Raw genomic sequence first — 20,889 nt, forward strand, 5'->3', positions numbered from 1 at the left:
GCCAGACGTGACACGCAACGGAGCAAACAATGAAAGTTTCCGCAGACGTTCGCGCAATGATCGAACGCCGCAAGCAGAATTACACGCTGGAAGCGCCGTTCTATACCAGCGAGCCCATCTTCGCGCTCGACATCGACGCGATTTTCCGTCGGCACTGGATTCAGGTCGCGGTCGAGCCCGACGTGCCCGAGCCGGGCGACTATGTGACGGTCGAGATCGGCGACGATTCGATCCTGATCGTGCGCGACGACGACATGCGGGTGCGTGCGTTTCATAACGTATGCCGCCACCGCGGCGCGCGTCTGTGCAATACCGGCAAGGGCTCGCTTGGCAATATCGTCTGTCCGTATCACAGCTGGACGTATAGCCTCAATGGCGACCTGATGTTCGCCGAGCACATGGGCGAGCAGTTCGAGCGCTGCAAACATAGTCTGAAAGCGGTGCATGTCGAAAATCTCGCCGGACTGATTTTCATCTGCCTCGCCGAGCAGCCGCCCGCCGATTTCGCCGTGATGCGCGCCGCGATGGAACCGTATCTGTTGCCGCACGATCTGGCCGGCTGCAAGATCGCCGCGTCGATCGACATCATCGAGGAGGGAAACTGGAAGCTGACGATGGAAAACAATCGCGAGTGCTATCACTGCGTGGCGAACCATCCGGAGCTGACCATCTCGCTGTACGAATATGGTTTCGGTTATCAGCGCACGCCGGCGAACGAGGAGGGCATGGCCGCGTTCGAGACGACGGTCGCGCGCCGCACCGCGCAGTGGGAGGCGATGCAGTTGCCGTCGGCGGAAATCGAGCGGCTCGCCGACCTGGTCACCGGGTTTCGTACGCAACGTCTGCCGCTCGATCGCGACGGCGAATCGCAGACACTCGATGCGAAGGTCGCCTCGAAGAAGCTGCTCGGCGGTTTGAAGCATGCGGATCTCGGCGGCCTGTCGTTCTGGACCCAGCCGAACTCGTGGCATCACTTCATGAGCGACCACATCGTCAGTTTCTCGGTGATTCCGCTGTCGGCCGGCAAGACGCTGGTGCGCACCAAATGGCTCGTGCACAAGGACGCGCGCGAAGGCATCGATTACGACGTCGACAATCTGACCGCCGTATGGCGCGCGACCAACGACCAGGATCGCGCGCTCGTCGAATATTCGCAGCGCGGCGCGACGAGCAGTGCGTATGAGCCGGGTCCTTATTCGCCGTTTACCGAAGGACTCGTCGAAAAGTTCTGCGAGTGGTATATCGGCCGTCTCGCGGATTACGACGCGAACTCGCGGGCGGTGCAAGACGAGAAAGTCGTGTCGTTCGTGCGCTGAGCGCAAGACCGCAATGAGGAGCGGGGGGACAACCATGATGCGCGATCAGGCCATGTTTCAACCGGACATCGAGCAGACTTCGCAGATTCCAGCTGACGCGCCGAGCCGCGTCACGCAGCCGCGCTTCTGGGACGCGCTGCCGGCGCGCTGGAACAGCGACGCCGACGACACGCTGGAGTGCTGCCAGGTCCGCAGCGAAACGCACGACGTGAAAGAGTTTCTTCTTCCGCGCGCCATCCGGTCGGGCGTTCGCGTTCGAGCCGGGGCAATTCATCACGCTGGAGTTGGAGATTGACGGCGAGCGCGTCAATCGCTGCTATACGATCTCGTCTGCGCCCACCCGGCCGCATACGATTTCGATCACCGTCAAGCGCGTGCCGGGCGGCCCGGTGTCCAACTGGCTGCACGACCATCTGCATGCGGGTATGCAGGTACGCGTGCTGGGCCCAGCCGGCGAATTCACCTGCGCGCGGCATCCGGCGCGCAAGTTGCTGTTTTTGTCGGCGGGCTCGGGCATCACGCCGCTGATGTCGATGAGCCGCGCGCATCATGAACTCGGCGAGGACAGCGATATCGTCTTCGTGCACAGCGCGCGTACGCCGGACGACATCATCTTCGCGCGCGAGCTCGATCTGATCGCCGCCAATCAGGCGCATTTCCGCACCGCGTTCGTCTGCGAACGCGTGGGCGCGCGCACCAATTGGCCCGGCATCACCGGCTTTCTGACGCTGCCGCTGCTGAAACTGATTGCGCCGGATTTTCTGGAGCGCGAGATTTTCACGTGCGGCCCCGCGCCGTATATGCAGGCGGTGCGCAATCTGCTCGATGAAGGCGGCTTCGATCGCCAGCACTATCACGAGGAAAGCTTCTCGTTCGAGACCGTCAGCGAAGTGGCCGCGCAATTGGCCGAAGCGCATGTCGCGCACACGCTGAGCGATGCGTGCGCGCCGGCCGAAACCGCCACGCGTTTCAAGGTGAGCTTTACGCGCAGTCATCGCGAGATCGAGTGCGGCGGCGGCCAGCATGTGCTCGATGCGGCGAAGCAGGCGGGCGTGCGGCTGCCGGCGTCGTGCACGCAAGGCATGTGCGGCACCTGCAAGGTGAAGCTCGTGTCCGGCGAAGTGGCGATGAAGCACGCGGGCGGTATCCGTCAGCGCGAGATCGATCAGGGCATGGTGCTGCTGTGCTGTAGCAAGCCGCTGACCGATCTCGTCGTCGACAAGTAATACGACTGATAACACCGCAAGAACACGGCAAACACTGGGCGGATTTGCGTGGATGTCGCATGCGGACAACTGCATGTCGAAAAACAACGCTACCCGGCAATTCTGGTTGGCGATTCTAAATACGCGATGTGCGGTTCGATGGCAAACGCGTCAATGGGCAAATGGATCAACGGGAGAACGTCGATGAGACTGATCGGAAAGGTAGTGATGGCAAGCGCGTTGGGGGTGATGCTGGCGGCGGTCAGTGCGGGCGTGTCGGCCGATTCGAAACCGACCATCAAGATCGGTTACGTGGAGGGCTGGGACGATAGCGTGGCGACCTCGAACGTGGCTGCCGAGGTGATCGAAAAACGCCTCGGCTATCAGGTGCAACTGGTGCCGGTGGCGGCCGGCGTGATGTGGCAGGGCGTGGCGCGCGGCGATCTCGACGCGACGCTGTCCGCGTGGCTGCCGGTCACGCACGGCGCCTACTGGAACAACTTCAAGGACAAGGTGGTCGACCTCGGGCCGAACTTCAACGACGCGAAGATCGGTCTGATCGTGCCGGACAACGCGGACGTGAAGAGCGTCGGCGATCTGCAGGCGAAGAAGGCGGAGTTCGGCGCGCGCATCGTCGGCATCGACGCCGGCGCGGGTGTGATGCAGAAAACTAGCGAGGCGATCAAGGCCTATGGGCTCGACTATCAGCTGATGCCGAGTTCCGGAAGCGCGATGACCGCCGAACTGGCGCGCTCGGAGGCGGCCAGCAAGCCGATCATCGTGACCGGATGGAAGCCGCACTGGATGTTCGCCAAGTACAAGCTGAAATTCCTCGACGATCCGAAGAAGGTATTCGGTGAAGCCGAGCACGTGGATAGCGTGGTGAATCCCGAGCTCGAGAAAAAAGCGCCGACAGTGGTCGCGTTCCTGAAGAAGTTCCAATGGAAGCCGGGCGAGATCGACACGGTGATGCTGGCCACGCAGAATGGCGAAAAGCCGGCTGCAGCGGCCGACGCGTGGGTCAGCGCGCATGCGGACCGGGTGGATAGCTGGGTGAAGTAACTCGGCCACGCGTCGGCGCAGCACACGAAAACGCCGCTTTTCAGCGGCGTTTTTCTGTTTACCGCAGCACGACGGTGCGCTCGCCATTGATGAACACACGCCGCTCGACGAACGCCTTGACCGCGCGCGCGAGCGTAATGCATTCGACGTCGCGTCCGGTCGTCAGCAGCCGTTCGGGGCTGTACGAGTGATCGACCGGTTCGACTCCCTGCTCGATGATCGGACCTTCGTCGAGATCGTCGGTCACGAAATGCGCGGTGGCGCCGATCACCTTGACGCCGCGCGCATGGGCCTGATGATACGGTCTCGCTCCCTTGAAACCGGGTAGGAACGAATGGTGGATATTGATCGCGCGCCCGGCGAGCGCCCGGCTCGTTTCGGCGGACAGGATCTGCATGTAGCGCGCGAGAATCAGCAGTTCCGCGCCGGACGTATCGAACAGCTCGAGCAGGCCGGCTTCCTGTTGCGGCTTCGTGTCGGCTGTAATCGGCAGATGATGGAACGGCAGGCCGTGCGCTCGCGCGAGCGGTTCGAGATCGCGATGATTGGAGCCGATGCCGACGATGTCCATCTTCAGTTCGCCCATGCGCCAGCGAAACAGCAGGTCGGCGAGACAGTGTTCGAGCCTGGAAACCATGATCAGGACTTTCGGCCGGCTCGACAGATCGTGGATCGCCCACGTCATCCGGAAGCGTTCGGCGATCGGCGCGAATTCCTGCTTCAGCGTGGCGATCTGCAGCGCATCGTCGCGATCGACGTGGTGAAACACGCAGCGCACGAAAAAGCGCTCGCTCAGTTCGTCGTCGAATACGGTGAGTTCGTCGACATAGCAACGATGCCGTTCGAGAAAGCCAGCGGCGGCGGCAACCTGGCCCGCCGCGCTCGGACACGCGACGGTGAGAACCCCTTGAGCAGGACGGGAAATGGCGGACATAAGCTCTCCACATTGACGATCAGGCGAGGCCGCGGGGTGCGGCGCGCATCGTCGCAGTAGAGCAAATCGGGCGATAACGCGGATAGAAGCTAACCGCCGTTGCGCTGGAATGGGAGCGCCAGGAGGATCTGCCGTGCTAATCCGCAGGCTCCGCCGCGAGCCTTCGCTTCAGCGTATCGATCAACGCGCGCACCTTCGCCGGCGGGTGACTCGTCGGCGGGAACACGGCCTGAATGCTCGCCGGTGCGCTCGCCCATTCGGGCAGCAGCCGGATCAGCCGTCCCGCCGCGACGTCGTCCGCGATCGAAAAATCCGTCAACAGACCGATGCCGCCGCCCGCGAGCGTCGCCGCGCGGCAGGCATCGGCCGTGTTGACGCGAAACGCGGACGCGCAGCGCACGCTCGCGATCTTGCCGTCGACGTGCCGCAAATCGAGCGTCAACGGATGCGGCAGCACCGACAACGCGCAATAGGGCAGCGTCTCCAGCGCGGCCGGCGTGCCCGGCATGCCCCACGTCCGCAGGAAGTCCGGACTCGCGACGAGCCATTTGACGAAGCTGCCGAGCTTCACCGCGCGATAGTTGGAATCCGCGAGGCGACCAAGCCGGATCGCTACATCGATGCCATCGGCGATCAGATCGACGTAGCGGTCGCTGCTCAGCAGCTCGACGTCGAGCTGCGCATGCGTGCGACGCAATTCGACCAGCGCGGGCGCGACGACGAGCGTGCCGTAGTCGTTCGGCGCACTGACGCGCAGCGTGCCGCGCACCGGTGAGGTTTCCCCGCCGAGCGCGTTCAGCGCGTCCTCGGTGGCGCGCAGGATCTTCACGCTCGCCTCGTAGAACGTGCGGCCCGCCTCGGTGACGCCGAGCCGCCGGGTGGTGCGCACCAGCAGGCTCGCGCCGACTTCCGCCTCGAGCCTCTGCATGTGCGTGCTGACCATCGTCTTCGCGAGCCCGAGCCGCGTCGCGGCGGCGCTCAGCGAGCCCGCGTCGATGACTGCGACGAAGATCGCGAGGCGGTTCAGGTTCACGTTGCGCACATCGGCCATGATCGATTGTCCATTCTCGCTTGACTGTGTTTCCCGGATTATCGGGCTTCCGCGCGACAGTGCCTACGCCTTATGCTGGGCGTGTCATTCAACGTATCCGGAGCCATCCATGCCCGCTGCCAGACCCGCCGAGCCTATCAAGCTGTATACGACGCTGCTTTCAGGCCACGGTCATCGCGTGAAGCTGTTTCTGACGCTGCTCGATCTGCCGTTCGAGGTCATCGAGCTGAACATGAAGGCGGGCGGCAACCGCAAGCCCGAGTACCTCGCGCTGAACCCATTCGGTCAGGTGCCGACGATTCAGGACGGCGAGCTCACGCTGTTCGATTCGAACGCGATTCTGGTCTATCTGGCGAAGCGCTATGGCGACGCATCGTGGCTGCCGGACGATCCGCGCGGCGCCGCGGCGGTGCAGCGCTGGCTGTCGCTCGCGGCTGGCCAGATCGCCTACGGGCCGTGCGCGGCGCGGCTCGTGACCGTGTTCGGCGCGCCGCTCGACCACGAACGTGCGAAGCAGATCGCCGTCAAGCTGTTCGACGTGATCGACGAGGAGCTTGCCGGTAAGCCGTTCGTGGCTGGTGCGCACGTCACGATCGCCGACATTGCCGCGCACACGTATATCGCTCACGCGCCCGAGGGCGGCGTGTCGTTGCAGCCGTATCCGAACATTCGCGCGTGGCTGCAGCGCGTGGAGGCACTGCCGCGTTTCATCGCGATGCCTTCGACGAAGGCGGGCTTGCTGGCGGCGTGATACGCGTTGACGGCTGCGTCAGATCTTGCAAAGGAGTCCGATCATGTCCGAGTTCGTCCCGTTGAATAGCTGGGGAGGCGACGCGTCGCCGTTTCATGCCGGCGAGCAGGATGCGCAGCAGCGCGCGGGTGTGCGTGAGGTGGCCGAGTCGATGGGACGTCGGGGCATTCGCCGATTCATGCCTGAGCAGCATCGCGAGTTCTTTGCCGCGCAGCCGTTCGTCGTGATCGGCGGCGTCGATGCGAGCGCTCAGCCGTGGGCGACGCTGCGTGCGGGTGCGCCGGGTTTCGTCTCGTCACCGGATGCGGGGACACTGCGTATCGAAGGTGGCACATTGGCTGGCGATCCGCTCGCCGCGGGTTGGCGCGAAGGCGCGCAGCTTGGTGCGCTGGGCATCGAGCCGCGTACGCGGCGGCGCAATCGGGCAAATGGCGTCGTCCGGTCCGTGGCAGGCGACACGTTGCAGGTCGAAGTCACGCAGAGCTTCGGCAATTGCCCGAAGTATATCCAGAGCCGCGCGCCGTCTTTCATCGAGCGGGACCCGGCCGCGACGCGCGCGCAGCCCGAGATCGCCACGCTTCTGAGCAGTGCCGACCGCGAGTTGCTCGCGAGCGCGGACACCTTCTTTATCGCCAGCGCGAATCTGAGCGAGGAAGCGGGACCGGGAAAGGGGATCGACGTTTCCCATCGCGGCGGTGCGCCGGGCTTCGTGCGCGTGGACGACGCAACTACGCTGACCACGCCCGACTACAGCGGCAACCGCTTTTTCAACACGATCGGCAACCTCGTGCACGATCCGCGCGCGGGTCTGCTGTTTATCGACTTCGCAACCGGCGATCTGCTTTGTCTGGCGGTGCGAGCAGAGATCATCTGGGACGGCGGCGAACTCGCGGCATTTGCGGGCGCGCAGCGGCTCGTGCGGTTTCATGTGAGCGAAGTGCGGCGCAGTCGCGGCGCGTTGCCGTTCCAATGGTCGGAGGTCGAACTGGCGCCGCAGTTTCTGCCAAAGGTACGAGAAAGCGCTTGAGCCGATGCGCACGCGCGTGCTTTAGCTGGGTACGGGCGCCGTTTTACTGCGCATTCCGGCCGAGCCGATAAGACACGCCGAGTCTGGTGGCCAGTTGCCATACATAGACTCGCGAGTACGAAATGCCAAACTGACGGCTTATCAGCTCCCGCATGCGCGCATTGCTCCAGCCATCGGCGTCGAAGCCGTAGTCCCGCGGCGAGGCCCTCAGCGCCTGGGCCAACCAGTCGAGATCCGCCACCGCGAGTGCGGAATGGCGGCCGCCGACGCTCATGTTTCTCAGCGCCTCGAGCCCGCCTTGCTCCAATAGCTTGCGATATCGCTCGACGGTGGTCTTGGCCATCCCCATCTGTCTCGCGACTTCGGCCGCAGCGACGCCGTCGAGCAGTTTCTTGCCCGCCGTGAGACGCCGCGCGACGGTCGGCAAATCGTCATTTGGTCGATGCATCGGAGAACTCCGCCGTTGGGTCGCTGGCCGGACTGCAATCGGTTACTGGGGTAGACAGTGAGGAGGGCGCGCCACCTACAGATAATCGAAAAATCGCCCGCTGTGTCCAAAAGAATAAAAAATCAATCGCGTCTTTCCTCTGATAGAAAATCACGCAAGCCGCCCGTAAGGCGGTTACGCGATGTTTTCTTTCTAAAATCTTAAATATCTCTCTTGCGATTGAATTTAACGTTTGCTAACCTGATTGACGTGATTTCAAACAGTCGGCTCGCTCTGGCAGCCCGGATAGCGCTAGGCCGCATACGGCTTGACGTCGGGCGCTTTTAAGTGCGGGCAGCAGCTCGGAAGACTGAACCGTTTGAGTGCGCGGATTCCTGTTTTGCGAATGTAATTGGAATGCATTTTTCGGTGCAGGGTGGCGATTCGCCGGAAAGCTGCGAAAAAGGTGCTGAAGATTGAAAATCCTTCGCGGCGTTTTTCCAGCGGATTAAATGTAAACGGGACATTCGCGCAGAGTAGCGTTGTGAAGCCCGAATCCAGTAACCACCCGCTTAATTTTAGCTGCGTCGTTCAATACCGGAAATATTTTGTGCCGGGTAGTTTCCGACTCGATACGCATAACCGCGATAAAAAAGCTGACGGCGCTTTCATCGGTTGCCATTGGGCGCTTGCAAGCAGGCGGTAAGGAGAACGACATGAACATGGATAGGACCCGCGATATCGCCGCGATGCTACTGCGTGCCGCGAAACGCAAAAGACTCGTGACTTATCAGGAACTGCACGCGCTTTTCGGTCGCGACGAACCGTTGCAAAGCCGCTATCGCGCATTGGAGGACGCGGCGCGTTCACTGAGCGATTGCGCGTCGCTCGACTACGGCTGCCTGATGAGCCTCGACAACGGCCTGCCGGGCGATGACTTCTTTAATCGCTTCAGGCACGGCAGGCCGCGTGAGTACGAAAAGGTGATGGGCTTCGGATCGGCGGGACGCTCGATGACGAAGAAGCGACTGATTGCGGATGCCGAGCGTCTGCGCGTGTTCGAACATGCATCTCAGATCGCGGCAAGTGGGAGGGTGGCGAACACGTTGCGCCCGTACGCCACGTCGAAATGCACGTAGCCCATTCACAGTCGCTCAACGACGACACGCTCGCCGGTTGAGAGAAATGCGAAACGTCTCTAAGCCACAAGGCAATAGCCGACGATAAAAATCCGCGCGAGCTGCGATAGCGGCATTGGCTTTCGCTACAAAGCTTATTCTCGTGGTGCGCAAAAGCTGTATTTAACAGTTGTCTAATTTCGGCATGTCGCGTGCATAAATTGATCTGTACGCACGGCCGCGTCTTAATTCGTGAGGGCTCTGATTGGGCCCGCCATAGAAATTGGAATTGAATTGCCGCGCCAGTTTTGTTGATCACTGAACCGGGCTGCACCCGGTGTCAGTTGTGGCAGGCGAAAGAGTCGCGGTTCGGACGATTCGCGATGGTCACCGGGCATCGGTGTGCATCGCTTGTGGCGGAGGGCCGACACGCGGCACGCGCATCGACGGTAGCACGTGCATGCGTACTGGAAGCCTTTTCCGAAGAATTGTCAATTTGACATAAGATAAATTATCAACATTTTTGATGTCAGAGCTGTAATGTCGTACCTAAGCAAAGCTGAAGCGTCGCAGTCGCAGCATTTTCCAAATCGGCCCAACGAGATTTACCAAAGCTGTCAGAGAAATCCGCTTTAGATTTAATGATCGAGCTCAATCGCCTGAGGACTTTATGTACGCTGGCGCACATTGTGCGCGCCTCGGAGGGAATATTTTTCAATACGGTCGTAGAACAAAAAGCGAATGGAAATTTGGGCTATGGACACCCTGACAGACGTGCGTGGGCATACAGAGACTAAGCGGATTCGAATCGACAAAAGCGTCGCGTTGAACTCTTTTGATGACGTGATTCCGCAGGAGACGATCGTCGAAATCAACGACTTCATCGACCACCTGTTTGGCACGACGGCACCGCGCTCGCAGTCCGGCGCAGAGATTGCAGAGATGCTGCGTCGCGGTCAGGCCTTTCGCGAACTCGAACAGACGATCTGCGCGAATGCGCGCGCGATGGCCGCGAAGTTCGGTCGGACAAACTTACCGACTGAGCCGTTCCACGTACTGCGCTGTGCGAGCAGGACTTCGTTCGCCGAGAGCCACTGCCGCCACTACGACTCGCACCTGCTGACGCTGCTGATTCCGCTTCAGCTCGCACCCGACGGAGTTCACAACGGCGACCTCGTGATGTACCGCAAGCCGCGCCTGTCCGTAACGACGCTGACCAACATGATCTGCAAGATGCGCCATGGCTTCCTGCAAAGCCTGCCGCTCAGCTGGCGCAGCTGGCATACCTTGCATGATCTGCGTGTCGGCAACTGCAAGCGCATTCCGGTCAAGCCGGGCAGCGTCTACGAATTCAACGGCTTCGCACTTCAGCATGCGAACCTCGACGTACAGAACGGACAGCGGCGCACGCTCCTCATTCACTACTACGACCCAGGCCACTCGCTCGGTCTGAGCGGCGTGCTGCGGCGCGGACGGATCGGCTGAGGTCCGCCCCGCAAGCCTGAAATCGTCCACGTTGGCTTGCCGATTCCGCAATCGCACATCGTAAGTCCTCCTGAATCGAACCAGAGGCCTTGCTTGCGATCGCAATGCACGAGTGAACAAATGCACCACGGCCCGCGGCACGCCCGGCGCTGCGCGCGCCAGCCATCGCACTGCCCTATCGCGCCGACAAAGCAAGCGGATTTCACTTTGCCTTTAATCCGGCATAGACTGAATTTTCCGTTAGATGCTTTCTCCGCACTTGCCGTGGCCATTGCCGTGCGCGGCGACGGATGTTTTTGTCGTGCTCCACGAGCCGATGGCAGCCTAACCGGTTCGTGCCTGATCAACACTGAAAAGGGACGACTTATCATGGCCGATACCGGTTACATGGCACGCAAAACCGTTGCTGATATCGTCGCCAGCGCCGACGCCGAAGAAGGCCGTCACCTGTCGAAAACGCTGGGCGCGACGAGTATCACCGCGATGGGCATCGGCGCGATCATCGGCGCAGGCATCTTCGTGCTGACCGGGACCGCCGCCGCGCAGTTCGCGGGGCCGGCCATCACGCTGTCGTTCGTGCTGGGCGGCATCGCGTGCGCGTTCGTCGGCCTGTGCTATTCGGAGCTTGCGGCGATGCTGCCCGTGTGCGGGAGCAGCTACACGTACACGTATGCGACGCTCGGCGAGATCTTCGCGTGGATGATCGGCTGGGACCTGATCCTCGAGTACGCGATGGGCGCCGCGACCGTCGCGGTCGGTTGGTCCGGCTATATCGTGAGCCTGTTGCGCAACGTCGGCATCGACATTCCACCTACCCTCGCCGCCGCCCCCGGCACCGTCGTCAAACTGGCCGATGGCTCGACGGTCACCGGCGTGATCAACCTGCCGGCGGTGTTGATCATCGCGATCCTGACCACGTTGCTCGTGTTGGGGACCAAGGAGTCGGCGCGGCTCAACAACGTGATGGTCGCGATCAAGCTGACCGTGGTGGTCGCGTTTATCGCCGTCGGCGTGTTTTTCATCAAGCCGGAACACTGGCATCCGTTCATTCCTGCCAATACCGGCCAGTTCGGCAGTTTCGGCATGAGCGGTATTCTGCGCGGCTCGGCCGTGGTGTTCTTCGCGTTCATCGGCTTCGATGCGGTGTCGACCGCCGCGCAGGAAGCGCGACAGCCGCAGCGCGACATGCCGATCGGCATTCTCGGCTCGCTGATCATCTGTACGGTGCTGTACATCCTCGTCGCCGGCGTGCTGACCGGCCTCGTTGCGTACCCCGAGCTGAACGTTCCTGATCCGATCGCCAAGGGCGTCGACGTGATCGGGCTCACGTGGTTCTCGATCCTGATCAAAATCGGCGCGTTGACGGGGCTGACCACCGTGATACTCGTGCTGCTCTATGGACAAAGCCGCATCTTCTTCACGATGTCGCAAGACGGTTTGTTGCCGCACTTTTTCTCGAGGGTCCATCTGCGTCTGCATACACCCTATCTGAGTCAGATCCTGATCGGCACCGTCGTCGCGATCGTCGCGGCGCTGACACCGATCGGCGTGCTCGGCGAGATGGTCAGCATCGGCACCCTGTTCGCGTTCGTCCTCGTGTGCGGCGCGGTGATCTATCTGCGGCGCAGCGACTCGGAGGCGACGCGTCCATTCCGGGCGCCCGGCGTGCCGGTCGTGCCAGTGCTCGGCATCCTGTTCTGCCTGCTGCTGATGGTTGGCTTGCCGCTCGTCACGTGGCTGCGGCTCGTCGTGTGGCTCGTGATCGGCATGACGATTTATCTGTCATACGGCCGCAACCATTCGGTGTTGCGGCATCCGGAGCGCAAGCGTACGTGAATGTGTGGCGACTCGGAATATTATTTTCAGGCGCATCGATTTCGATGACAATTGCATGCCTTTGAATTGCGGCAATTGCTGGATGGCAATTGACATGTAATTGACAGTTACCATTCAAGATCTCGTCTGCGAGCGGGAATCCCCCGGTCGTGACCACTGCGTCCGCCGCCTGGTCCTTGCGAGTCCATTCCACTCGCGACCACCAAGAATAAATTGACAAGCCACCCAGACACGGTAGGATCAACAGAAATCTTTTCGCCGCATTAACGCACCCACACACGTTCTGAATAGTTAATTCGACCGCAAACCGTTAAAACCGTCACCGATGTCACGCGCAAAAAAGACTGCCTTGATCAAAGGAGTTTCTCTTGCTTTGCTCCGCACTCCGCCTGCGTAGTCGTGCCGTATCGCTTCTGATCACCGGTTTGCCGCTCCTGCTTGCCGCCTGCAACGAGCGGTCGCAGACTCCCACCGCCGCGTCGATGCCACCGGTTCCCGTGCTGGTCGAAACGGTTTCCACCACCCCTGTCGCCGATATCGTCGAGTTGCCTGGCCGCATCGAGGCCGTGCGCACCGCCGAGATTCGCGCGCGCGTCGACGGCATCGTCCAGCGCACGCTCTATCGGGAAGGCACGGACCTGCCGGCCAACGCCCCACTCTTCCAGATCGACGCGAGCGACTATCGCGCGCAGTTGCAGCAGGCGCAGGCCGCGCTCGCGCGCGCGACCGCCGTGCGCGACAACGCGGCGTCGGTGGTGGACCGGTTCAAGCCGCTCGTCGGCCGTCATGCAGTCAGCGCGCAGGAATACGACGCCGCGCTCGCGACGATGCAGCAGGCGCAGGCCAATGTCTCCGATGCGCAAGCTGCGGTCTCGCTTGCGCAATTGCGGCTCGATCGCTGCATCGTACGCACGCCGATCGCCGGGCGCGCGGGCCGCGCGCTCGTCACCGAAGGCGCGCTCGTCAGCGCGGGCGCCGCCACGCTGCTCACGCAAGTCAATCAACTGACGCCGATCAACGCGGTGTTCACGCAGTCGAATACCGCGATGCTCGACGTCCAGCAGCAGATCCAGTCGGGCGCGCGCAAGCCGACCAGCATGAAGCACGTCGAGGTGCAACTGATCCTTGCCAACGGCCAGGTCTACAACGAGCGCGGTTTTCTGGACTTCGCCGATCTCGTCGTCGATCCGTCGACCGGTACGCAGACGGTGCGCGCGCAGTTCGCGAATCCGGACCGCACGCTGTTGCCGGGGCAGTTCGTGCGCGGGCGCATCATTGCGGCGGGCAATGCGCAGGGCATCCGTATTCCCGAGCGCGCGGTCCAGCTCGACAACGGCATTGCAAGCGTTGCGTTGGTCGCCGACGACGGCACCGTGGTCCGCCGCAATATCGATCTCGGCGAGCAGGGCGAAGGACGCTGGACCGTGCGCGACGGTCTGAAGCCTGGCGAGCGCCTGATCGTCGATGGCTGGCAGAAGGTGCAGTCCGGTCAACGGGTCGACGCGCGGCCCGCCCCCGATGCGTCGCCAGCGGCGCATTCGGCCGCGTCCCCCGCTCCCGCTTCGACCGCGCACTGACGGGCTCGCCGATGAATCGATTCTTCGTCGCCAGGCCGGTTTTCGCGTGGGTCATCGCCCTTTTCATCGTGCTGTTCGGCTCGATCGCGCTCGCGCTGCTACCGGTCGAGCAGTACCCCGACGTCGCTCCGCCGTCGCTCACCATCAGCGCGGTCTACAGCGGCGCGGACGCGAGCACGCTCGAGCGTACCGTCACGTCGATCGTCGAAGACGAGATGAACGGCATCGAGAATTTCCTGTACATGTCGTCGGTGAGCCGCTCGAACGGCACGATGCAGATCACCGTGGTGCTAAAGCCCGGCACCAATCTCGACATCGCGCGCACTCAGGTGCAGGACCGTCTGAGCCGCGTCGAACCGCGCCTGCCGCTCGAAGTCCGTCAGATCGGCTTGAGCGTGACGAAGGCGTCGTCGGGCTTTCTGATGCTGCTTGCACTGCAGGCGACCGACGGCACCACCGACGCCGTCGCGATGGGCAACTTCGCGTCGAACAACATCGTCAACGAGCTGCGCCGTATCGACGGCGTCGGCGACGTGCAGCTGTTCGGCTCGTCGTACGCGATGCGGATCTGGCTCGATCCGCGCAAGCTCGCGGGCTTTGGGCTGTCGGCCAGCGAGGTGTTGCAGGCGATCCAGGAGCAGAACAGCCAGACCGCGGGCGGCAGCCTCGGCGATCAGCCGATCGCGCCGGGCTCCGAGTTCACCGCGCAGATCGTCACGCAAAGCCGCTTCACGACGCCCGAGCAGTTCCGCGAAATCATCGTGCACGCGAATCCGGATGGCTCGACCGTGCGGGTGGGCGACGTCGCGCGCGTCGAGCTCGGCAACGACAGCTACGGCAACCGCCTGACCGTCAACGGCAAGGCGTCGGCCGGGATCGCGATCCAGCTCGCGAGCGGCGCGAACGCGCTCGCAGTCGCCAACGCGGTGCGCCAGCGCATGGCCGAATTGCAGCCGATCTTCCCGCGCGGCGTCGCGTGGACCGTGCCGTTCGACACCACGCCGTTCATCACGACCTCGGTGCATGGCGTGATCCGCACGATGGTCGAGGCGCTGTTGCTCGTGACGGTCGTGGTGTTCCTGTTCCTGCAGGACTGGCGCGCGACCGTGATCCCGACGATCGTGGTGCCGATCGCGTTGATCGGCACGTGCGCGGGGCTCTACCTGTTCGGGCTGTCGATCAACATTCTGTCGCTGTTCGGCATGGTGGTCGCGATCGGTATCCTCAACGACGACGCGATCGTCGTCGTCGAAAACGTCGCGCGCATCATGCGCGAGGAAGGGCTCGGCGCGCCGCGCGCAACGGTGAAGGCGATCGGGCAGATATCGGGCGCGGCGATCGCGAGTACGCTGGTGCTCGTCGCGGTGTTCATTCCGATGGCGTTTTTTCCGGGCTCGACGGGCGGCATCTACCGGCAGTTTTCGGTCACGCTCGCGGTGTCGATCCTGCTGTCGACGATGTTGGCGCTGACACTCGGCGCGGCCTTGTGCGCGGCGCTGTTGCGTAGCGAGGCGGCCGCCAAAGAGCGGCCGAAGAACGCGGCTTCGCGTCTGCTGCATCGCGTGTTCGACGGCTTCAATCGTGGGCTCGACGCGGGCACCACACGCTATATCGTGGGCGTCGATGCGATGCTGCGCTCGCCGCTGCGCTGGCTGCTGGTGTTCGTCGCGGCCTGCGCGATCACCGTGTTTTTCTTCACGCGGCTGCCGACGGGCTTTCTGCCGACCGAGGACCAGGGGCATATCTTCATCACGTATACCGGCCCGCCGGGGTCGACCGACCAGCGCACGCAGCACGCGATCGACCAGGTGGAGGCGTTTCTGCGAACCCAGCCGCAAGTGCGCAACGTCGCGTCCGTGACGGGCTTCAGCTTCTTTGGCCAGGGGCAATCGGCGGCTCTGTCGTTCGTCGATCTGAAGCCGTGGGACGAGCGCTCGGGCGAGGCCAATTCGGCGAGCGCGCTGGTGCGTCGCGCGAATGCGGCGTTTCGGCAGATTCCCGAGGCGATCATTTTTGCGCTCGACCCGCCGCCGATTCCGTCGCTCGGCAACGCGACCGGCTTCACGATGAAGATCCAGGATCGCAGCGGCATCGGCGGCGAAGCGCTGCAACAGGCCGCGCGGCGGATGATGATCGAGGCGTCGCAAAGCCCCCTTCTCGCCGGCGTGCGCGCCGAGGGCATGCCGGAAGCGCCGCAACTGTATGTCGAGATCGACCGCGTGAAGGCGCGCGCATTAGGCCTGCAAATCGGTCAGGTCAACCAGGCGCTTGCGCTGACGTTCGGCTCGAACTACGTGAACGACTTCGTGTTCGAGGGCAACGTGCTGCGCGTGCTGTTGCAGGCGGACGCCGAGCAACGCATGCGTGCCGAGGACGTGACTTCGCTGCGCTTGCGCAATAACCGCGGCGAGATGGTGCCGTTCTCGGCGTTCACGCGCGTGCGCTGGATTTCCGGACCGCAGCAGCTCGAACGCTATAACGGCTTTCCGTCCGCGACGCTGTCGGGTCAGGCCGCGCCCGGCCGCTCGAGCGGCGCGGCGATCGCCGAGATGGAGCGCATCGCGTCGCACGTGTTGACCGGCAACCTGACTTACGAATGGACCGGCACCGCGCTCGAGGAAAAACAGGCGAGCGGCCAGATCGGCATGCTGCTCGGGCTGTCGCTCGTGGTCGTGTTCCTGTTGCTCGCGGCGCTGTACGAGAGCTGGGCGATTCCGGTCGCGGTGTTGCTGATCATCCCGTTCGGCGTGATCGGCGCGGTACTGTTGACGATGCTGCGTGGACTGTCCGCGGACGTGTATTTCAACATCGGCCTCGTGACGATCATCGGCCTTGCCGCGAAGAACGCCATTCTGATCGTCGAATTTGCGATCAAGGAGGAATCCGAAGGAAGGGACGCGCTAGCCGCCGCCAAAAGCGGCGCACAGCAGCGTCTGCGCCCGATTCTGATGACGAGCGTCACGTTCGTGTTGGGCATGCTGCCGCTCGTGCTCGCGACCGGCGCGGGCGCGGCGAGCCGCCGCGCGGTCGGCACCGGCGTGATGGGCAGCATGCTGACCGCGACGATGTTCGGCGTCTTCTTTACGCCGCTGTTCTATGTCGCCGCGCGACGCTGGCTGAGCCGCAAGAAACGCAGCACCGATCTCGGCGATGACGATCTGCCGACAGCCATGCCGCGCGATTCGGGTGGAGGGCAGCGCGATGCGTAAATGCATTCATGTGCGCCTGGTGCTGCCCCTCTTCTGCTGCTCGCTCGCCGCCTGCAACTTTGCGCCGAACTATCAGCAGCCCCAATTGCCGATCGCCGATCGTTTCGACACGACGGAGACCGCCAATCCGGCCGCCGCGCATCTGGCAAGCGAAGTCGACTGGCAGACCTTCTTCGCCGATCCGCAACTGAAGCTGCTGATCGAGGCGGCGCTCGAGCACAACCGCGATCTCGCCGCGTCGATCGCGCGCATCGAGCAGGCGCGCGCGTTTTATCGCATCCAGAACGCCGCGCGTTTGCCGCAGGTCAATGCGAACGCGGGTGCGACCCGCACCAGGGCGCCACTCGGTTCGATCGATCCCGAGTTCGACAACACGGACATCTCGGTCCAGTTCAACCAGTACAACGTGCAGGCCGCGGTGACGTCGTTCGAACTCGACTTCTGGGGGCGCGTGCGCAACACCAGCGAAGCCGCGCGGCGTCGATATCTGGCCACTGTCGACGCGCAGCATGCGTTCCGTTTGTCGCTGATCGGCAATGTCGCGTCGAACTACTACGCGATCCGCTCGGGCGAGGAAGGCATCGAGCTTGCACAACAGACGCTCGACAGTCGGCGCTACGCGCTGGAAGTCGCGAAGATGCGGCTCGACGCGGGCGTCACGTCGATGGTCGATTACGACCAGGCGGCCATTCTGGTCACGCAGGCACAGACGCAGCTGGCCGAGCTGCAACGGACCACCGCGCAGCAGCGCCATCTGCTCGAGGTGCTGATCGGCGGGCCGCTCAGCGGGTCGCTACCGCCGGCGCCGCCGATCGCCGACGCCGCGCAGTTCCGCGAGCTCGATGCGGGCCTGCCCTCCGCACTGCTGATCGACCGGCCGGACATCCAGCAGGCCGAGCAGCAACTGCGCGCAGCCAATGCCGACATCGGCGCCGCTCGTGCGGACTTTTTTCCACGCATCGCGCTGACGGGTAGCTTCGGATATGTGTCGCCCGAACTCGGCGATCTGTTCGTGCCGGCCAAGCAGGCGTGGTCGTTCGGCGCGCTGGTCGGCATGCCGATCTTCGATGCGGGACAGCGCCAGGCGCAACTATCGCAGGCGCGCGCGCGACGCGACGAACTGGTCGCCGATTATCAGCGCACGGTGCAGAACGCGTTTCGTGAAGTGTCCGACGCATTGGTCGCGCGACAACGCTACAAGGAACAGATCGCGGCGCAGGAGCAGGCGGTGCAGGCGCAGCGGCAACTCGCCGAAACGGCGGAGCTGCGCTACGAAAACGGGATCTCGATCTATCTCGAGGTGGTGGATGCGCGACGCAATCAGTTTGCCGCCGAGCAGCAGCTGATCCAGCTTCGGGCGACGGCCTTGCAGAACGGGGTGTCGCTTTACGTCGCATTGGGGGGCGGGCCCGACGAGCCGCGGAACGTCACGCAAAGCACGTCTCACGCTGAGGGGGTCCACCCGTCCAACTGAGGCACGCGCGCCACAGCAGCGCGTCGTGCCCGCCGCCGGCATTGCACCGGCGGGTTCTACTCATCAGCCAAGCGTTACGTCGACCGATGCTTGTTCACCATCGCGCACCACGGTGACAGACACGCTGTCGTCCGCCTGAGCGATCATGCGGCGCAGTTGCTCGACGCCGTGAATCACCTTGCCGTCGACGGCAACGATGATGTCGCCCGCCTGAATGCCGGCTTCGGCGGCCGGACCGGTGGACTGCTGCACCACCACGCCGCCCGGCAGCTGCGCTTGCTGCTGTTCGTCCTGGGTCAGCGCACGCACGGCGACGCCGAGACGCGGACGGTTTTGCTGCTGCGGTTGCTCCTGCTGCTCTTCGCGTGGCGCGGCCGACGCCATGTCCGACGCTTGCTGCGCGCCCACCGTCACCGCCAGCTTGCTTTCGCCGCCGTTGCGCCACACGCTGATCGTCGCTTTGCTGCCCGGCGACAGTTGCGCGACCTGACCGATCAATTCGGTCGTGTTACCAATATGCTTGCCGTTCACGCCGACGATCACGTCGCCCTGGCGCAGACCGGCTGCGTGCGCCGGACCATTCGGATCGACCGAGCCGACCAGTGCGCCGCCCGTCGAGTCGAGGCCGAGCGCCTTGGCCTTGTCGGCGCTGAGCGGCTGCACGCCCACGCCGATGCGGCCGCGGCTTACGTGACCGGTGCTCACGAGCTGGTCCTTCACGTGCATCGCCGCGTCGATCGGGATGGCGAACGACAGTCCCTGGAAGCCGCCGGTGCGCGAGTAGATCATCGAGTTGATGCCGATCACTTCGCCGTTCAGGTTGAACAGCGGACCGCCCGAGTTGCCCGGGTTGACCGGCACGTCGGTCTGAATGAACGGGATCGGGCTATCGTCGGAGAACGAGCGCGATTTCGCGCTGATGATGCCCGAGGTCACCGTGCTGTCGAAGCCGTAGGGCGAGCCGATCGCCACGACCCATTCGCCGACCTTGCTGCTGTTCGGGTTGCCGATCTTCACGGTCGGCAGATTGGTCGCGTCGATCTTGACGACGGCGACGTCGGTGGCCTTGTCCTTGCCGATCACGCGCGCGTGGAATTCGCGGCCGTCGGTGAGCTTCACGGTCACGCTGGTCGCGCCGTCGACGACGTGATTGTTGGTCAGGATGTACCCGTCCTGGCTGATGATGAAGCCCGAGCCGAGCGCTTCGCCGCCGCTCTTGCGTTGACCGTTCTCGTCGACCGACGCGGCTTCTTTCACGCCGATATGCACGACCGCCGGGCCATAGCGCGTCACGATGCTGGAGAAGTCCGGTGCCGACGAGCGCGAGCCGACGACATCCGCCGCCGCGTGCAGCGACGACGTCGATCCCTGCGCGTCGTTTACGGACGCATCGGCATTGCGATGGCTGAGCGCATACGCGCCGCCGATTGCGAGGACAGCGCAGATCGCGGCGCTACCGCGCCAATAGTTTTTGGTGGTCATAGTCAGGGAGTGTTGCGGAGGGTTACGTGGTGGATGCGTAATGTAGTGGCCTCCACTTAAGGCAGACTTAAAGATGGTGTTCGATCAGAATGCGCGCGCAGGCCTTGTTTTAGGCGCTTTTTGCGTGTCGTGCGGCTTTTATGAGATAGCAACACGTGCATCTTTCGCGCGATTCGAGAAGGAGTGCGGCGTCGCTTTATCGTGCCTGACCAGTAATTTCCCCAGGATTGACCCCACCCAAAGCGGTTCGGATAATAACCATATCGTGGACTTGTTATCCACAATGTGGACATCTCTTTTTTCTGCACACTTCGCGAGGAATTTCCCATGCCAGAGGCCGATCAATCCGACCTGACGCCGTACCAGCTACCGTTCCCGAAAGAAGCGCAAAAGGAAATCGTCGTGCCCTTCGCGATTCCGACCGACGAACGCGTGTGGGTCCCGCAGGCAGAAAACGTGTCGTTCCGCCCACTGTGCCTGAATGCGTCGCAGGGATACTGGATGAATCTGCTGCGCGTACGCCGCTCGGGTGTGTTGAGCCGGCATCGTCATCCGCAGGCTGTGCACGGCATGGTGCTCAAGGGCCGCTGGCGTTATCTCGAGCATGACTGGGTCGCGACCGAAGGCAGCTACGTGTACGAGCCGCCGGGCGAAACGCATACGTTATATGTGCCCGAGGACGTCGAGGAAATGATCACGTACTTCCAGGTCAACGGCGTGATGTTCTATTGCGATCCGTACGGGAACTACACCGGTTACGAAGACGTATTCACGAAGATCGACATGTGTCGCAAGCACTACGCGGCGGTGGGCCTCGGCGAAGACTACGTCGAGCAGTTCGTCCGGTAAAACGCCGCGCAAGCCCCCAACGGAACCAACAGGCAGGACACCGCAATACCGACAGGCACGGCAACACCATTCCCACACAGCAGGAC

The 20,889-nt window shown here is 63.0% G+C and carries 15 protein-coding genes and 1 pseudogene; 12 read left to right on the forward strand and 4 right to left on the reverse strand.

Annotated features, from left to right (window positions below; translation table 11 throughout):
- The first annotated feature begins 29 nt into the window (after positions 1-29).
- The 3 genes and pseudogenes from OKW40_RS37500 to OKW40_RS37510 all read left to right on the forward strand — a co-directional run bounded on the left by OKW40_RS37500 (position 30) and on the right by OKW40_RS37510 (position 3,583).
- Complete coding sequence (locus tag OKW40_RS37500; protein ID WP_429493880.1) at positions 30-1,316, forward strand: aromatic ring-hydroxylating oxygenase subunit alpha; 1,287 nt, start codon at positions 30-32, stop codon at positions 1,314-1,316.
- Positions 1,317-1,350: 34 nt separating this feature from the next.
- Positions 1,351-2,542: pseudogene (locus OKW40_RS37505) on the forward strand (2Fe-2S iron-sulfur cluster-binding protein).
- A 183-nt stretch (positions 2,543-2,725) separates the two neighbouring features.
- Positions 2,726-3,583 (forward strand): glycine betaine ABC transporter substrate-binding protein, encoded by an 858-nt coding sequence (locus OKW40_RS37510; protein ID WP_429493881.1) that lies wholly within the window; start codon positions 2,726-2,728, stop codon positions 3,581-3,583.
- Between the two features lie 58 nt (positions 3,584-3,641).
- On the opposite strand, the gene purU is transcribed toward OKW40_RS37510, so the two are convergent.
- Entirely contained in the window at positions 3,642-4,517 is an 876-nt protein-coding gene (purU, locus tag OKW40_RS37515) for a formyltetrahydrofolate deformylase (protein ID WP_429353756.1), read from the reverse strand.
- A gap of 136 nt (positions 4,518-4,653) precedes the next feature.
- Entirely contained in the window at positions 4,654-5,568 is a 915-nt protein-coding gene (locus tag OKW40_RS37520; protein ID WP_429493882.1) for a LysR family transcriptional regulator, read from the reverse strand.
- A gap of 109 nt (positions 5,569-5,677) precedes the next feature.
- On the opposite strand from OKW40_RS37520, the gene OKW40_RS37525 reads away from it, so the two are divergent.
- Together OKW40_RS37525 and OKW40_RS37530 are read left to right on the forward strand one after the other, a co-directional pair.
- On the forward strand, positions 5,678-6,319 hold the full coding sequence (locus tag OKW40_RS37525) for a glutathione S-transferase family protein (protein ID WP_429493883.1): 642 nt from the start codon (positions 5,678-5,680) through the stop codon (positions 6,317-6,319).
- Positions 6,320-6,362: 43 nt separating this feature from the next.
- Positions 6,363-7,346 (forward strand): pyridoxamine 5'-phosphate oxidase family protein, encoded by a 984-nt coding sequence (locus OKW40_RS37530; protein ID WP_429493884.1) that lies wholly within the window; start codon positions 6,363-6,365, stop codon positions 7,344-7,346.
- Between the two features lie 43 nt (positions 7,347-7,389).
- On the opposite strand, the gene OKW40_RS37535 is transcribed toward OKW40_RS37530, so the two are convergent.
- The gene (locus OKW40_RS37535; RefSeq protein WP_090809994.1) at positions 7,390-7,794 is read right to left on the reverse strand and encodes a helix-turn-helix domain-containing protein; all 405 of its coding nucleotides are present in this window, start codon (positions 7,792-7,794) and stop codon (positions 7,390-7,392) included.
- Positions 7,795-8,489: 695 nt separating this feature from the next.
- Here OKW40_RS37535 and OKW40_RS37540 point away from each other — a divergent pair.
- The 6 genes from OKW40_RS37540 to OKW40_RS37565 all read left to right on the forward strand — a co-directional run bounded on the left by OKW40_RS37540 (position 8,490) and on the right by OKW40_RS37565 (position 18,472).
- On the forward strand, positions 8,490-8,912 hold the full coding sequence (locus OKW40_RS37540; protein ID WP_184038385.1) for a hypothetical protein: 423 nt from the start codon (positions 8,490-8,492) through the stop codon (positions 8,910-8,912).
- A gap of 735 nt (positions 8,913-9,647) precedes the next feature.
- Positions 9,648-10,376 carry a hypothetical protein gene (locus OKW40_RS37545; RefSeq protein ID WP_429493885.1) on the forward strand — a complete coding sequence of 243 codons (729 nt, stop codon included), beginning with the start codon at positions 9,648-9,650 and terminating at the stop codon, positions 10,374-10,376.
- A 369-nt stretch (positions 10,377-10,745) separates the two neighbouring features.
- On the forward strand, positions 10,746-12,212 hold the full coding sequence (locus OKW40_RS37550) for an amino acid permease (protein WP_429493886.1): 1,467 nt from the start codon (positions 10,746-10,748) through the stop codon (positions 12,210-12,212).
- Between the two features lie 368 nt (positions 12,213-12,580).
- On the forward strand, positions 12,581-13,789 hold the full coding sequence (locus OKW40_RS37555; RefSeq protein WP_429493887.1) for an efflux RND transporter periplasmic adaptor subunit: 1,209 nt from the start codon (positions 12,581-12,583) through the stop codon (positions 13,787-13,789).
- Between the two features lie 11 nt (positions 13,790-13,800).
- A complete protein-coding gene (locus tag OKW40_RS37560; RefSeq protein WP_429493888.1) occupies positions 13,801-16,998 on the forward strand; it encodes a multidrug efflux RND transporter permease subunit in 3,198 nt (1,065 codons plus the stop codon).
- Complete coding sequence (locus OKW40_RS37565; protein ID WP_429493889.1) at positions 16,991-18,472, forward strand: efflux transporter outer membrane subunit; 1,482 nt, start codon at positions 16,991-16,993, stop codon at positions 18,470-18,472. The genes OKW40_RS37560 and OKW40_RS37565 overlap by 8 nt, the downstream gene beginning before the upstream one ends.
- 63 nt (positions 18,473-18,535) lie before the next feature.
- Here the strand turns inward: OKW40_RS37565 and OKW40_RS37570 are convergent, their stop codons facing one another.
- A complete protein-coding gene (locus OKW40_RS37570; RefSeq protein ID WP_429493890.1) occupies positions 18,536-19,954 on the reverse strand; it encodes a trypsin-like peptidase domain-containing protein in 1,419 nt (472 codons plus the stop codon).
- Positions 19,955-20,281: 327 nt separating this feature from the next.
- On the opposite strand from OKW40_RS37570, the gene OKW40_RS37575 reads away from it, so the two are divergent.
- Positions 20,282-20,803, forward strand: coding sequence for a 2,4'-dihydroxyacetophenone dioxygenase family protein (locus tag OKW40_RS37575; RefSeq protein ID WP_429493891.1), 522 nt, complete (start codon positions 20,282-20,284; stop codon positions 20,801-20,803).
- The last annotated feature ends 86 nt before the right edge of the window (positions 20,804-20,889 follow it).

Origin of the sequence: Paraburkholderia sp. RAU6.4a (assembly GCF_050435625.1) — a bacterium.
In the GTDB taxonomy this organism is placed as follows: domain Bacteria; phylum Pseudomonadota; class Gammaproteobacteria; order Burkholderiales; family Burkholderiaceae; genus Paraburkholderia; species Paraburkholderia tuberum.